Source organism: Akkermansia sp. UNK.MGS-1 (assembly GCF_000980515.1).
Classification (GTDB): Bacteria; Verrucomicrobiota; Verrucomicrobiia; order Verrucomicrobiales; family Akkermansiaceae; genus Akkermansia; species Akkermansia muciniphila.
In genome coordinates this window covers 280,414-293,718 of the sequence record NZ_LBCB01000008.1, presented here as the reverse complement: position 1 = coordinate 293,718, position 13,305 = coordinate 280,414, and the positions used below count along the sequence as shown (strand labels likewise).

At 57.1% G+C, this 13,305-nt stretch carries 12 protein-coding genes; 3 read left to right on the top strand and 9 right to left on the bottom strand.

Features of this window, described 5'->3' with window-relative positions; all coding sequences use genetic code 11:
- Positions 1-19: 19 nt before the first annotated feature.
- The 3 genes from larB to larC are packed head-to-tail and all read right to left on the bottom strand — an operon-like array spanning position 20 to position 2,779.
- On the bottom strand, positions 20-775 hold the full coding sequence (larB, locus tag WW58_RS04875) for a nickel pincer cofactor biosynthesis protein LarB (RefSeq protein ID WP_046435764.1): 756 nt from the start codon (positions 773-775) through the stop codon (positions 20-22).
- A complete protein-coding gene (gene larE / locus WW58_RS04870) occupies positions 772-1,587 on the bottom strand; it encodes an ATP-dependent sacrificial sulfur transferase LarE (RefSeq protein ID WP_031931122.1) in 816 nt (271 codons plus the stop codon). The genes larB and larE overlap by 4 nt, the downstream gene beginning before the upstream one ends.
- The gene (larC, locus tag WW58_RS04865; protein WP_046435763.1) at positions 1,559-2,779 is read right to left on the bottom strand and encodes a nickel pincer cofactor biosynthesis protein LarC; all 1,221 of its coding nucleotides are present in this window, start codon (positions 2,777-2,779) and stop codon (positions 1,559-1,561) included. Before larC ends, larE begins: the two co-directional genes overlap by 29 nt.
- Positions 2,780-2,981: 202 nt before the next feature.
- On the opposite strand from larC, the gene WW58_RS04860 reads away from it, so the two are divergent.
- Positions 2,982-3,992: a polyprenyl synthetase family protein gene (locus WW58_RS04860; RefSeq protein ID WP_012420632.1), complete on the top strand. Its 1,011-nt coding sequence runs from the start codon at positions 2,982-2,984 to the stop codon at positions 3,990-3,992.
- 178 nt (positions 3,993-4,170) lie between these two features.
- Here WW58_RS04860 and WW58_RS04855 read toward each other — a convergent pair whose 3' ends face one another.
- Positions 4,171-5,526 (bottom strand): POT-type proton-dependent oligopeptide transporter, encoded by a 1,356-nt coding sequence (locus WW58_RS04855; protein WP_046435762.1) that lies wholly within the window; start codon positions 5,524-5,526, stop codon positions 4,171-4,173.
- Positions 5,527-5,673: 147 nt separating this feature from the next.
- A complete protein-coding gene (locus WW58_RS04850) occupies positions 5,674-7,449 on the bottom strand; it encodes a SurA N-terminal domain-containing protein (RefSeq protein ID WP_182916062.1) in 1,776 nt (591 codons plus the stop codon).
- A gap of 331 nt (positions 7,450-7,780) precedes the next feature.
- Here WW58_RS04850 and sufT point away from each other — a divergent pair, with 331 nt between their 5' ends.
- Complete coding sequence (gene sufT / locus WW58_RS04845; RefSeq protein WP_012420635.1) at positions 7,781-8,326, top strand: putative Fe-S cluster assembly protein SufT; 546 nt, start codon at positions 7,781-7,783, stop codon at positions 8,324-8,326.
- A 6-nt stretch (positions 8,327-8,332) separates the two neighbouring features.
- Entirely contained in the window at positions 8,333-8,806 is a 474-nt protein-coding gene (locus WW58_RS04840; RefSeq protein WP_046435760.1) for a hypothetical protein, read from the top strand.
- A 232-nt stretch (positions 8,807-9,038) separates the two neighbouring features.
- Here the strand turns inward: WW58_RS04840 and WW58_RS13005 are convergent, their stop codons facing one another.
- The 4 genes from WW58_RS13005 to WW58_RS04825 all read right to left on the bottom strand — a co-directional run bounded on the left by WW58_RS13005 (position 9,039) and on the right by WW58_RS04825 (position 13,293).
- Entirely contained in the window at positions 9,039-9,167 is a 129-nt protein-coding gene (locus WW58_RS13005; protein WP_256943674.1) for a hypothetical protein, read from the bottom strand.
- 26 nt (positions 9,168-9,193) lie between these two features.
- Complete coding sequence (locus tag WW58_RS04835; RefSeq protein WP_012420638.1) at positions 9,194-10,078, bottom strand: DUF3472 domain-containing protein; 885 nt, start codon at positions 10,076-10,078, stop codon at positions 9,194-9,196.
- A 357-nt stretch (positions 10,079-10,435) separates the two neighbouring features.
- Positions 10,436-11,818 carry an NADH-quinone oxidoreductase subunit N gene (locus WW58_RS04830; RefSeq protein ID WP_046435759.1) on the bottom strand — a complete coding sequence of 461 codons (1,383 nt, stop codon included), beginning with the start codon at positions 11,816-11,818 and terminating at the stop codon, positions 10,436-10,438.
- Between the two features lie 50 nt (positions 11,819-11,868).
- Complete coding sequence (locus WW58_RS04825) at positions 11,869-13,293, bottom strand: complex I subunit 4 family protein (RefSeq protein ID WP_046435758.1); 1,425 nt, start codon at positions 13,291-13,293, stop codon at positions 11,869-11,871.
- Positions 13,294-13,305: the final 12 nt, after the last annotated feature.

The window sequence follows — 13,305 nt, the reverse complement described above, 5'->3', positions numbered from 1 at the left end:
CGTCATGGACAGGCGGCCCTCAGCTGGGCCGGGATGCCAGGCTGTTGATCAGGTGGGCGTTGAAACCGGCCCCGAAGCCGTTGTCTATGTTGACGACGGAAACACCGTTGGCGCAGGAATTCATCATGGCGAGCAGGGTGGTTACCCCGCGGAAATTGGCTCCATAGCCCACGCTGGTAGGCACGGCTATCACAGGAACCTTTACCAGGCCTGCCAGCACGCTGGGGAGAGCTCCTTCCATGCCCGCCACGGCCACCAGCGCAGTAGCTTGGCGGATGGAGTCCAGATGGGAAACCAGGCGGTGCAGGCCGGCCACGCCGCAGTCCCGGTACCGGACTACCCGGCTGCCCAGAAATTCCGCCGTCAGGGCGGCCTCCTCCGCTACGTATTGGTCCGAGGTCCCCGCGCTGACGATGCCGACGAAGCCCGCCGTCCGCGGAACGGGATTCGGAACAATGCGCATGAGACGGGCTTCCGGGTGCATGTCCGCCGCCGGAAAGGCGCGGTTCAGGTAGTCCAGAGCTTCCCCGCTCAGACGCGTGGCCAGAACATTTTGTCCGGCGGCAAGCAGGCTGCGGGCTATCTCTTCAATCTGGTCCGGCGTTTTTCCTGCGCCGTAAATGACTTCCGGGCACCCGGTGCGTTCCAGGCGGCTGTAATCAATGTCCGTATGGGAAGGAGCGGATACGGTGCCGGCTCTGATTTTTTCCTCCGCTTCTTCCGCAGAAAGGAGGCCTTTTTTAAACTGATGCAGAATGGAGGTGATGTCGTTCATGAGGGTTCGTTCATGCTCCCTCTGGAATATCCTTCCAGATCCAGGGTGATGTGCCGGAAGCCCAGTTCCCGCAGCCGGCGTGCTGCAGTGGAGGCAAGCTGTCCGTCCCAGAACAGTTTACGTTCCTTTTCCGGCAATTCAATGCGGGCTAGGCTGTCTCCGTGAACACGGACACGGCAGCCTTTCAGCCCCAGGGTTCTCAGGAAAGATTCCGCTGCGTCCACGCGTCTCAGCAGAACTTCCGTTACGGGGCGGTTGTGTTCCAGGCGGGTCAGCAGGCATGCGTAGGCCGGTTTGCCGCTGACTGATTCCGGAAGACCCAGCCGGCAGGCCAGCCGGCGGATATCCGCCTTATCCATGGAAGCTTCCAGAAAGGGACTCGGGATGCCGAGTTCCTGCAAAGCTTTGCGGCCTGGCCGGTAATCGTCCAGGTCGTCAAGATTGGATCCGTCCGCCAGCAGGGGGAACCCCATCTCAGCCGCTCTGGCTGCCAGGGAGGAAAACAGGGCATGCTTGCACAGGTAGCAGCGCAGGGGAGGATTATTCGCAAGGGCGGGAAGGATGGGAAACGCCAGTTTTTCCTGCCGGACGCCCAGGCGGCGGCACAACGCCGTGCTGTCCCGCACTTCCTCCTCCATCACGTAGGGCGTTCGCGCAGTCAGTGCCAGGCAGTGATCCGCTCCCAGGATACGGACGGCGGCGGCAAGCAACACGCTGCTGTCCAGCCCCCCGGACAAGGCGACAGCAATGCGTTTCCTGGGGAGAAGGACGGCGCGAAGCCGTTCAAACGGAGTCTGTGGCGTCGTTGTCATGGGAAGATGTGGGAAAAAGCCCCATCAGCTGGCATTGTCCCAGCGGCAATCCGGTTTTTTCCGCCAGGATTCTGCAATCATCAAATTCCGCTTTCCGGTAATGGGGGCGGCCGTGCATAAAAGAAGTTTTTACATGAACCGTTCCATGGGGCGTAGGGACAGGAGCGCTTTCCCGGCGCAAAAGATGGCGGAGCATGCCATGCTGCCTGATGCCCGGTGTGCTGCTGTGCCGGAAGAAGGCTTCCCGCACGCGGTCCGTCTGTTCCGGCTGGCACAGGGCGCAAACCTTGACTGCCAGACGGCCTTTCTTCATGCAGACGGACTCCTGCCAGGTATCCAGAGCGCCTGCCTCCATCAGCTTTTCCGCCAGGTAGGCTGTCTGTTCCGGCGTCATATCGTCTATATTGGCGCACAGCTCCGTCAGCAGTTCCGGGGAAGTTTCCTCTTCTTCCGTTTCTACCAGCATCACCCGCAGAATATTCGGTACGGGAAGTCCCTGGCGGTGGCCGATTCCATAGCCGGTTGCGGTAATACGGCCTGCCAGCGGAGCGGGGACGGGCTGCGCCAGGGCGGCAATATAGGCGGCTCCGGTGGGTGTAGTGGCCTCATGGGTGGTTCCATTCAAGGTGGCCCGGAAATGTTTCGCCAGCAAAGCCGTTGCCGGCGCAGGAACGGGCATTGTTCCGTGCTGGCAGGTTACGGTGCCAGACCCCAGCTCCACCGGTCCGGTGAAGACGGCGTCCACCCGGAGCATTTCCAGGCAGATGGCAGCTCCCGCGATATCGATGATGGAATCCACCGCGCCCACCTCATGGAAATGTACTTCTTCAGGAGTAGTGCCGTGTACGCGGGCCTCCGCCTCCGCCAGCAGGGTGAAAATAGAAAGGGCCGTCCGCTTTACGGTATTGGAAAGGGCGCTTGTCTCAATAAGTGTTCGTATATCCGCCATAGTCCGGTGATGGTGCGCATGGCTGCTGCCGGAGTGCCCTTCTTCCTCCGTCAGTACGTCAATCCGTGTTCCCCGGATGCCGTGCTGCTGCGCCCGGCGGCATTCCAGCTTCCACTCCCCGTGCACATGCAATTTGGACAGTTCCCGTTCCAGGTTTTCCCGGTCCGCTCCCAAATCAATCAGGGCGGCCAGATTCATATCTCCGCTGATGCCCGCGCTGCAATCATAGACCAAGGCTCTCATGATGGCTCAGTGTAGAAGGAAAAACTCCTGGCTCAAGGTCAAAATGAGCCTTATCCCGGGAGGGGGCCCGGTGCCTGGCGGACCGGGTTTGGCGGATTGCCGTCCGGTTATGAAAAAGATGCCCTGTGAAATACATTGCTAGGGAACTTTAAATATGCCACAATCCCTGCGGCGCTGACCAGCGCCGCCCCCGTTCTATATCATGTCCATTCCGTTCTTTTCGAAATTACGATCCCAGAAGCATTATCTTCAACTGGTTAAGCCGGAATTGAAGCAGGTTTCCGAGTTTGTTGAAGCGCAATCATCATGTTTTGACCCGGAAGTGGCCGATTACATGGAAACGGTATGCCAGTCCAAGGGTAAAATGCTTCGTCCGGCCCTGGTTCTGCTGGTTGCCGGTGCTACGGGCGGCATCAAGCCTGCCCATATCCGCCTGGGTGCTTTGCTGGAAATGGTGCATCTGGCTTCCCTTGTGCATGATGACGTGATTGACGAGGCCGACAAACGCCGGGACGAGGCTACGGCGAATGCCCTCTGGGGCAACAGCCTCGCCGTACTGTTGGGGGATGTCCTCTTTTCTCATGCCATGGTGCTGGGTACGGAATTCGGCAGCACGGAATTCTGCCGCAGGCTGGCGAATACCGTCAGGAACGTATGCCAGGGGGAGGTAGCCCAGTCCAGCCGCCTGTATGATCTGAGCATGACCCGCGAGGAATATTTTGAAATCATCCGGAAAAAAACCGCTTCCCTTTTCTCCGCAGCTACGGGGGGGGCTGGCTGGATTTCCGGAGTAACCCCGGAAGTGGAGGAATCCCTTTACCAGCTGGGGGATCTGCTGGGTGTGGCTTACCAGATTTACGACGACTGCCTGGACATGGTGGGAGATGAAGACGATGCCGGAAAGACGCTTCATACGGACGCCACCAAGGGCAAGCTGACTCTTCCCATCTTCAATTTGCTGGAATGCGGTGACAGGAATGTGGAAGCTACCCTGCGGGACGCCATTGAAAACCGTGAAGTAGTGGATTACTCCGCCTTTCAGGACAATCCCGTTTTTGCAGAGGCTCTGGACAAGGCGATTCAGGTAGCTCTGGAGAAAAACGAGGCGGCCCGCGAAATTCTGTGGCTCCTTCCCCAAACGGAATATCGTGAAGCTTTGGCGGAAATGACCTTTTACATGGACGAGCTGCTTAACGACTGCCGTATCTCCTGACCTGCTTCAAGGAGTTTTTGTCCGGTCATGTCCTCCTTATGTAATTTGTGTCTTCCGGCATTTTCCCAAAAAGAAACCTGCCGGAGGGAATGGGAGGAGCGCATGCTGGTTACGGTCTGATTGTTTTTTCAAAACATGGTTAACCCGGCCACGCGCCCGGGGAACGGCAGTGCTTTCTTTATTCCGTTTTTCCGTACCTGCGCGCCCGGAAGGAGTAGGCGACCGCCACTACGGCGGCGAGCACGGCGTACAGGATGAAGCGGTCCGTGGAAATGGCGTTGGCTGATTCTCCGTTGGACAGGAAAAAAGTAATTGCGGCCACCAGCATGTTGCCTGCAAAGATAGTGAGGTTCCAGAAACTGGTGATGAGGCTTTTTAAATGCGCCGGGGCTTGCGTATAGGCGAATTCCAGGCCGGTGGTGCTGACCAGGATCTCAGAGATGGTGAGTACGCAGTAAGGAATCAGCTGCCATGCGATGGACATGGAGGTTCCTTCCTCCAGCCGGTATTGCAGGAAAGCGACAATCAGGAATGTAGCGGAGCTGAGGGCCAATCCCGTTCCGAGGCGCACCAGGGGCCTTGCCAGCGTTGCCACCCTGGGATAAACAAATACGGTGATGAGGGGGATGAACACCATGACGAAAATGGGATTGGCCGCCTGGATTTGGGCCGGCCCGATGGACCAGGAACCGCCCGGGAGCGGGATGGAAAGAGGAATCATCCTGCTGCCCTGGGATACCCAGGAAGAAGCCGTCTGTTCGAAAATGGACCAGAATGGAATGATAAAGGCGAAGATGGAAAGGATTTTCAGGATGTGCCGGGTGTCTTCCACGGCGGAAGTTCCGCAGCGCTGTTCCGCGTTTTTCCAGCCTCCGTGGAACAGGATGATGAAAAGGACTTTCCAGAAGCCGGGCTGCCCGCTGTTCCGGGCCGGAGGCGTTTTGTGGTAGTTTTTGCGGCCCAGCCAGAAGACGAAGGTGGCAACTCCCATGAAGAGGCCCGGGACGGCAAACGCCCAACTGTACCCGTAACGCTGTTCCATGGCCGGAATGACCAGAAAGGAGAAGAAGGAGCCAAGGTTGATAGCCCAGTAGAAGGCATTGAAAGCCTTGGTCATTAACTGCGGGGACTTATTGGGAATCTGGTCTCCCATAAAGGCGGAGACACATGGCTTGATGCCTCCGGCTCCCAGCGCGATGATGAACAGGCCCGCCATGAGAATGTAACGGCGCGCTTCAATGGTGTGGGAAAGATCCGCCGTCGCCAGAACTCCGTGTCCTACGCAGTAAAGCAGGGAAATATAAAGAATGGTTTTATATCGGCCCCAGACCTTGTCCGCCAGCCAGGCCCCCGCCAGGGGAAGCAGATATACCATTGCCACAAAAATATGAAGGGTGGAGGTGGACCAGTTGTCGCTCATCAGCAGATGACCCGTCATGTACAGCATGAGGATGGACTTCATGCCGTAGAAGCTGAAACGTTCACAGGCTTCCGTTCCGATGATGTATCTGGACTGGGAGGGCAGGGCGCTCATTGGATGATGAAAAGGAGGGAGATGGAGAAGGAGTAATAAAAATGATGGCCTCCGGGCGGAGGCCATCATGGCGAATGCGTTCAGACGGCGTTCAGGGCCTGTGGGAAGGAGACGGGCTCGCTGACGGTTGTCATGAAAAGGAAAACGTTAGCGTTCCTGGTTCAGGATGGGAGCGATTTCCACCTTATATTGGGTGATGCACGCTTTCAGCCAGTCCAGCATGATCATGGATTTTGCCTGGGCAGTCAGAGCCGGAGCAATTTGCTGGGTAGCTTTGATTTGGAATTCCGGTGTATCCTCCAGTTCGCGCTTGACGAGCTGGGTCAGCAGGATGCCGTCCCCCGTGTTGATGGGCTGAGCCATCTGGCCGGGGTTGATGACGGAAGCCGCCTGGAATACTTCTTCAGGGGACGGGAGCTCTTTGGGAGGGGCCAGGCGGGAATTCATGGCCCGTTCCAGAATAGACTGGAGCTCTTCCTGTGTTTTGGCGTTTTGCAGGTTGACGCTGCTCAAGAGTACGTTTGGATTGACAAAGGGACCGTAAGAGGCAGTTTTGGCACCGGCTTTTCCGGCAATGGCATTGAACTGTTCTACGGGTTTTTCCGCCTTCTGCAATTCCGTATTGAGTTCCGTGGCGGCCTTATTCATGGATTCAACGGTCATGCTTTCCAGCAGGTCGGCGCGGGCGCTGTTGCGGGCGGTCTCGTAAGGCAGGGCTTTGACCGGGGTAATGCCTTCCAGACGGATCAGGACGACTTGTCCGTTTTCCAGCACCTGCATGGTGCTGATCTGTTCGGCTCCGGTCTTGGCGCGCGCTTCTTCAACGGCCTTGGCATCCGCATCCGCATTCAGGGCCGGGGCTCCCGCCAGGGAGAAAGCCACATCCAGCAGATTGGCGCTGCGTCCGTCGGAAGCGGATTGGTTGATTGCCTGGTTGATTTCCTGAGGCGCGTTTTTACGCGTTACGGCCATGTAGGACTTTTTTTCCATTTTGCAGACGCCGGGAGTCTTGGCCAGGGCTTCGCTGATGGCCTGGTCCATATTCCTGCCGTTGGTGGCGTTCAGCGGTTCCCATATGTCATTTTCCACCAGATTCATAGTCTCCATGGTGGCGTTGGAAATGTCTCCGGGCTTGGGTGCCTGAGCATCGCCTGCGGGGATGAAAGTGTAAACAGTGAAGAAGCGTGCTTCCTCATTTTTGTAATTTTCCTTGTGCTTGTCCCAGAAGGTTTTTATTTCCTCTTCTCCGGGATCCGTCTTGGGGCGGAAGGCGCTTTTTTCCAGGAAGGCGGTGTTGATTGTAATTTGCTGGCTGTTGGATTCCGCTACAGCCTCGGCAAAACCGGGCTCCACGGAGATACCCCCGGCCAGCACGTCCTTGATGCGCTCCAGGCTGATGGTGTCTTCCATCAGACCGCGCAGCAGTTCCTCCTGAAGCTTTTTACCCATGTTGCCACGCATGGAAATGAAATTATCGTATTTTTGGGGGTCGAAAACGCCTTTATCGTCCTGGAACTCTGGAATATTGCAAATGGCATCGTCAATTTCCGCGGTGCTGGGAGTCAAGCCCAGGCGTCCCGCCTCCCGGCGGATAATGCCGCGGTAGGCCAGGAAAGCCGCATTGGGATTATTTGTTTTCAGCAGATGGCAGAGTTCGCGCAGGTTTTCTTCCGAGCTGAAATTGTCCTGAAGCAGCGGACCGAAGGTGGAAGGGAAGGAGAAAGCCACGGACAGGCCGGTCCTGCCCATATTGTTATAATCCTTTTCCCCATAAGATTTCCCGTCCACGGAAACGAAAGTCTGCTTGAACATGCCGGTCAGGGAGCCGCCGCTTACGTCCCCGCCGACGAACATGAGGCCCACAAACACCAGGGCCATGGCTGCCATGATGACGATTGTATGTTTACGTAAGTAATCTAGCATGGAATGTCAGGTTGAAAATGTACGTGTAGCCGGCCATGAGCTGACGGCAGCCCGGGCAGCCCGAACCTTTTACACTTTTTCCCTCCGCTAGGCAAGAACGAAGCTCTCCGCTTCCGGCGACTTTTCCAGAACATGGCGGAATGCTCTTTCCTGTCATGAAGGGCTTTTCCGGCCGGGGCTGAACAATTTTTGACCTCGACGGTGATGCAAATACGCCTTATGTTGCTCCTGCGCGGAAGGTTCCGGGAACCATGGGCCGGTTCTGCCCCATGGCATTCGGAAGCCTCCGGTGCATGTCCTTAGCCGGATATTCCTTTAATTGCAAGGATTTATGCTGAACCAGGTAGTAGAACTCAAAAGAGAAGTGACGGCGGTCCAGATCCCCAGCGGGGATGTGCTCACCCTGCCGGAAGGGGAACGCGTGTATATCACCCAGATACTGGGCGGCTCCTATACCGTGGCTACGGACCACGGCCTGGCCCGTATCTCCAGGGAGAACGCGGACGCCCTTGGCGCTGGAGCGGAGGAACCTTCTCCGGAAGCGGCTGCGCTGGATGAGAACGCCACACTGGAAGAAAGGGTCTGGGATACGCTGAAATGTGTGTATGACCCGGAAATTCCCGTGGACATCGTCAACTTGGGTCTGATTTACGATGTGGCCGTCATTGAGCTGGAGAACGGCCTTCATCATGTGGCGGTAAAAATGACTCTCACGGCGCCCGGCTGCGGAATGGGGCCCCATCTGGTCATGGAAGCCAAGGACCGCATTGAAGCGTTGGAAGGGGTGGAGGCTGCGGATGTGGAAATGGTGTGGGATCCCCCCTGGAACCAGGACATGGTCAGCGAGGAGGGCAGAATGAAACTCGGATTGATTTGATTTCCCATGCCGGTGACGTTGAAATTGTCCGACGAGGAAGCGCGTGATTTGGCGGAAATGCTTTCCACTGCCGCCACGGTGGCTGCCTCCAACCAGCAGGACGGGGCGGAGGCGCGTCTGGCGGCGTGGGGGAATTTGGTTTCCCGGCTGATGAAAGAGCTTTCCGTCACCTCCAAATTGAAAGGGCGCATTGCCTATGCGGATGAGCTGGGCGGATATGCCTTCACCCGGGAATATGAAGAAAGCGCCTTTTTCCAGGATTGCCTGGATGAATACCGGGACAACTCTTTTTGGGCAGATCTCGTGACGCGTATGGCGGACAAGGCCATCAGCGAACACCTGGGGCCGGAATATTTTGAAAACATGCCGGAGGATGAACGCCGCCGTACTGCGGAAGCCCTGGAAAAATCCCTGTGGCAGGAATGCGCCAGATACGGCATTGACCGGCTGGGCTTCATCTTGCCTCCGTCAGACGGATAAGGAGAAGAACCGTTTAAAAATCCTGTGGACCGGTGCGGCCCGAATGATTCGGGCGCGATTCGCGTGCATATCCCCGGAGAATACCGGTCTATGTTGCCTGTCTGCCGGGAAATACTCCCTTATATCCGCCCTGTTTCAGGTATCGGGACGACATGCGCTCTCTCTGGATGCGGCAAGATGATTTTGGGGGAGTTGTTCAGTCCGGAGTGCAGCGGTTCACCGGGTCGGGGCCTTATTCCTCCGCATTTTCCGGCAGTGGCGGGGTGGGGCTGCCCAGATATTCCGTTTCCTTGGGGGTGGAGAGTACTTTGTAATACGCCCAAGCGGCGGCGGCCAGTACGCCGCCGATGGAAACAATCATGGTTAGCCAGCCGGTGGGGGACATAATCAGTTAATGTTCTCCTGAACAAGACTGGTAACGGCCTTGTCAGGCAGGACCAGCTTGATATTCTGGGGCAGGGGACGATTTTGGAACAGCTTGAAATCCGTCATTTTCGTAGTTCCCCCCGTCTGAAGCAGCACGGAACCATCAGGCTGGATATTCGCCATGACGTTGGTGGAGGGGGTTGGGTCGCCGGTGAACGTTACGCTGGTATTGGGATGCCATTTGCCGTCCTTGTACGCGAAGCTGGGGCCAAAGAAGGCTCCGCGGGCCTTCTTGGCTGATTCAAAATTACGCATGAAATCTTCCACGAATCCGACGGAGAAGGAAAGTTCCTTTTCCGAGGAATGCGTTTTCCATTTGGAAATAAGATCCCAGGACCTGCTTTTATTATTAAAGTAATAACCGCTGATTTCCTTGAATTTCCCCATTTTTTTGACGCAGACGAGGAAGCGCATGTTCTCCCCGATTGCCCAGGGATAGTCCACGAAGCTTTGTCCGCCTGTTCCTTCACCGCCAAAACGTCCGGAGCGCGCATCTTTGCCCAGTTTTACCAGCTTGGTGCGTTCTTCTTCCGGCACATCATTGGGGTTGTCTCCGTGTGCCACCGGATCCCAGATGGAGAAGATGATTACTTTTTTACCGTTGGATTGTTCCTGAAAACCGATATAGCCGTCGTCAAAATTCATGGCGCAAAAGTAGGTGCCGGGAACGGATGTTTTGGCTTTCACTACATTGTACAGGGCGCTTGCCTGGGAGGGATGCCCCTGCTGGTTGATATGGACGGAACGGCACTGGCGCTTGGCCAGCAGTTCCGGGTCCTGCGCATGAAGGATGGTTCCGGAGAACAGGGCGGCGCAAATGACGGCGGCGGAGGATAAAAGACGCATGGTTTTGAATGATTGATGGTTGTCTGATTTGATGCCCGGAGGGTGGGGGACAGGCAAATAATTAGGACAGGCTAATTACGTTTGGCCTGGGGGAAATCTCGCAGGCAGGCCGCACTTTTTTCAAAATTTTTCCGGCATGAATGTGATAAAAGAAATACTTGGCTCAGGCTGGTTGCTCAAGATTCTGAAACGGCTGAAACCGTAAGTCCGGAAGGCCGGGCAGCCGCACTCTCTCCTTCCCCTTCCCGCTTTCAGCCAGACGACGCGGAACATACAGCTTTGCTTGAATGGGGAAGGCCGTTCTGCGAAAAATTCGGGAAACGGCCTTCGGAAGAATGGGGGAAAAGGACGCGTTTGTTACCGGATGGGGTTCAGGAACAGGGGCATCAGGCCCCCCAGCACGATGAAGATGGAAAACGCGGCCAGCATGACTCCGGAAATGGCCGGTACCTGCACGGGTTCTGCGTTTTCTGCGGGCTTGTCCCAGTACATGGAGCGGATGACCTTGAAGTAATAGTAAAACCCGGATGCTGCGCAGACGATCATGACTGGGAGCATCCAATCCAGATACAGACCCGTATTGATGACGTGCACGAAAGAAATCATTTTGGCGAAAAATCCGGCCGTCAGCGGCACGCCCGCCAGGGAGGCGAACATGATGGTGACCGCCAGCGCCAGCCGGGGATTGGTTTTGCCCAGACCGCGGAACGCGGAAATTTCCTCGCTCCCGCGCTGGATGCGGATCATGGCAAGGGCGAAAAAGGCGCCGAAGGTCATGACCAGGTACACAGCCAGGTAGAACGGGGCGTTCGGAGCCAACTGGCCGTCCACAGTACCGATAAACAGGGGCAGAATGAAGCCTGCCTGTGCAATGGAAGAATACCCCATCATGCGTTTCAGGTTTGTCTGGGGAATGGCGCCCAGGTTGCCCACCAGCAGGGTGGCGGCGGCCATCAGGGCTACGACGAATTCGACGGGAGGCAGCACGGCGAATGGGGCCAGGATGATGCCGAGCAGGGCGAATCCGGCTACCTTGGAGGCTACGGAAAGGAAAGCTGTCACCGGAGTGGGAGCTCCCTGGTACACATCCGGAATCCACAGCTGCATGGGAACTGCGCCGATTTTGAATGCTGTACCGAGCAGCAGCATGGCGAGGGCCAGGTACATGGCGGGGGCTGTCTGGCCAGCCAGGGCGTGGCTGACGATCGTTTCATTATAAATGAATGTTCCCGTAATGCCGAAATACCAGGCCAGGCCGAAAACGAGAAACCCCGTGCTGACGGCGCCCAGAATCAGGTACTTGATGCCCGCTTCCGTGGAACCCAGGTTCCGCCGGAAGTAGCCTACCATGATGAAGGAACTCAGGGTGAGCACTTCCAGGGAGACGAACAGTTCCACTAGGTTGGATGCCTTGCACAGGGAGGTGATGCCTACGCAGGCCAGCAGGGGCAGGATGTAGAATTCCCCCGTTCCGTCCTGGGATTTGGAATCATTGGAGGAAAGGTTGATGACGGCCCGGAAATCTACGGAAAGCAACAGAGTGACTGCTGTGGCGACGAGCGCCAGGATGATGTAGATGTTGTCATAGAGCCCTTCCATGTAGAAGGGAAGCATCGCCAGGGTTCCCGCCGCGCCAATCAGCCCGAAAATAAATTTGGGCGTTTTTTTGCAGAAGGTCTCCGCCAGAAGCAAAAGCATTGCCAGGCCGGCCAGGATGAATTCCGGAATATACGCTTGCATGGGTAAAAGAGAATCAGGTTAGACTAGGATTGTATTCGGAAGGGAGGAAATCAGGAGAAAAACTGGAGCACCAGCGTGGGGAAGAAGCCGAAGACCGCCAGGGCGATGACCAGGAAGCAGTTGGCCGCCCGTTCGGAGGGCTGCAGTCCCGTGGCGTAGGCGGAGGCTTTGGACAAATCTCCCTGGAAAATATTGCGGTAGGCCCTCAGCATGTATACCGCGCCGATGACCAGTCCCCAGAGGCACAGGATGGTGGCGATTTGAACGGGGCCGAAGCCGTTGCTGAAACCGGCGAAACCGGAGAAGAAGACCATGAATTCCCCCGGGAAATTGGCGAGGCCGGGGAGGCCGATGGAAGCCATGCCCGCTAGGCCGAAAACGAAAGCCATGCACGGCAGCCTGGTGCTCAGTCCGCCCAGAGAGTTGATTTCCAATGTGCCTGTTTGCTTTTCAATCTGCCCGCAGAGCAGAAAGAGAAGGGCGATTGTCAGGCCATGGGCCAGCATCAGCAGAGCAGCCCCTTTCAGCGCCCAGGGATTGGCTTCCGCGGAACCGGAAACTACCAGGGCGGCGAAAGCCAGGAAGATATAGCCCATGTGCATCACGGAAGAGTTGCCCAGCAGCAGGTCCAGCCTTTTCTGGTTGACGGTCACGTACCCCACCCAAATGACATTGCAGACGAGCAGGACCAGCAGGATATTCGTCCAGGGAAGGAATCCTGTTTCCATCAGCGGCTGGAACATGAAGAGCCCGTACAGGCCAAATTTCTTAAGCACTCCGGCATGCATCATCGCTACCGGAGCGGGAGCGGATGCGTATGCGGGGGCTGCCCAGGAATGGAAGGGGAAGAGGGAAATCAGCGTGCCGAATCCGGCGATGAGCAGGGCCCCGATGAGTTCCGCGTGGGCAAGTTCGCGCCCGCTGGCCATGAAGTCTTTCAGGCCGGAGAAGGTGAAGCCAGCCTGCGTACCGATCATCAGCAGGGCTGCCAGCAGCACCATGGAGGCAAGCCCCAGGTAAAGCGTGGCGCGCCAGGCCGTGGTGCGGCGGTCGCCGCGTCCATACAGGCCGATCATCACGAAGGTGGGGATAAGAGCCAGTTCATGGAAGGCGAAGAAGGAGATTATGTTGTCGGACAGGAACGCCCCGGTGGCGCCTGCGGAAATCAGAAGGGCGGAGTTGTACCAGGAAGCTTCCCCCCCCTGGGGCGGGTTGGTGCCCAACACGGTGGCGAAGGTAACCAGGATGGTCAGCAACAGCATTACTTTGGACAGGGCCGGGGCCAACGTGAGCTGGAGGTCCATCCCTTCAAAGCGGGACCAGCAGGAAGAACAGCCGTCAAAGCTAACCAGGGCCCAGATGCCGAGGGCCAGCGTCAGGGAGGCGCTGAGCAGGGCTGTCGGGCGTGCGGGCGCCTTGCACAGACCGATGAGGGCCGCGGCAATCAGAGGAATGAGAACAAGCCAGATAAGCATGGTATGTGATTG

Excerpts from the sequence above, each read along its gene's own strand:
- larB (WP_046435764.1), bottom strand. The coding sequence starts at position 775 with ATGAACGACATCACCTCCATTCTGCATCAGTTTAAAAAAGGCCTCCTT.
- larE (WP_031931122.1), bottom strand. The coding sequence starts at position 1,587 with ATGACAACGACGCCACAGACTCCGTTTGAACGGCTTCGCGCCGTCCTT.
- larC (WP_046435763.1), bottom strand. The coding sequence starts at position 2,779 with ATGAGAGCCTTGGTCTATGATTGCAGCGCGGGCATCAGCGGAGATATG.
- WW58_RS04860 (WP_012420632.1), top strand. The coding sequence starts at position 2,982 with ATGTCCATTCCGTTCTTTTCGAAATTACGATCCCAGAAGCATTATCTT.
- WW58_RS04855 (WP_046435762.1), bottom strand. The coding sequence starts at position 5,526 with ATGAGCGCCCTGCCCTCCCAGTCCAGATACATCATCGGAACGGAAGCC.
- WW58_RS04850 (WP_182916062.1), bottom strand. The coding sequence starts at position 7,449 with ATGCTAGATTACTTACGTAAACATACAATCGTCATCATGGCAGCCATG.
- sufT (WP_012420635.1), top strand. The coding sequence starts at position 7,781 with ATGCTGAACCAGGTAGTAGAACTCAAAAGAGAAGTGACGGCGGTCCAG.
- WW58_RS04840 (WP_046435760.1), top strand. The coding sequence starts at position 8,333 with ATGCCGGTGACGTTGAAATTGTCCGACGAGGAAGCGCGTGATTTGGCG.
- WW58_RS13005 (WP_256943674.1), bottom strand. The coding sequence starts at position 9,167 with ATGATTGTTTCCATCGGCGGCGTACTGGCCGCCGCCGCTTGGGCGTAT.
- WW58_RS04835 (WP_012420638.1), bottom strand. The coding sequence starts at position 10,078 with ATGCGTCTTTTATCCTCCGCCGCCGTCATTTGCGCCGCCCTGTTCTCC.
- WW58_RS04830 (WP_046435759.1), bottom strand. The coding sequence starts at position 11,818 with ATGCAAGCGTATATTCCGGAATTCATCCTGGCCGGCCTGGCAATGCTT.
- WW58_RS04825 (WP_046435758.1), bottom strand. The coding sequence starts at position 13,293 with ATGCTTATCTGGCTTGTTCTCATTCCTCTGATTGCCGCGGCCCTCATC.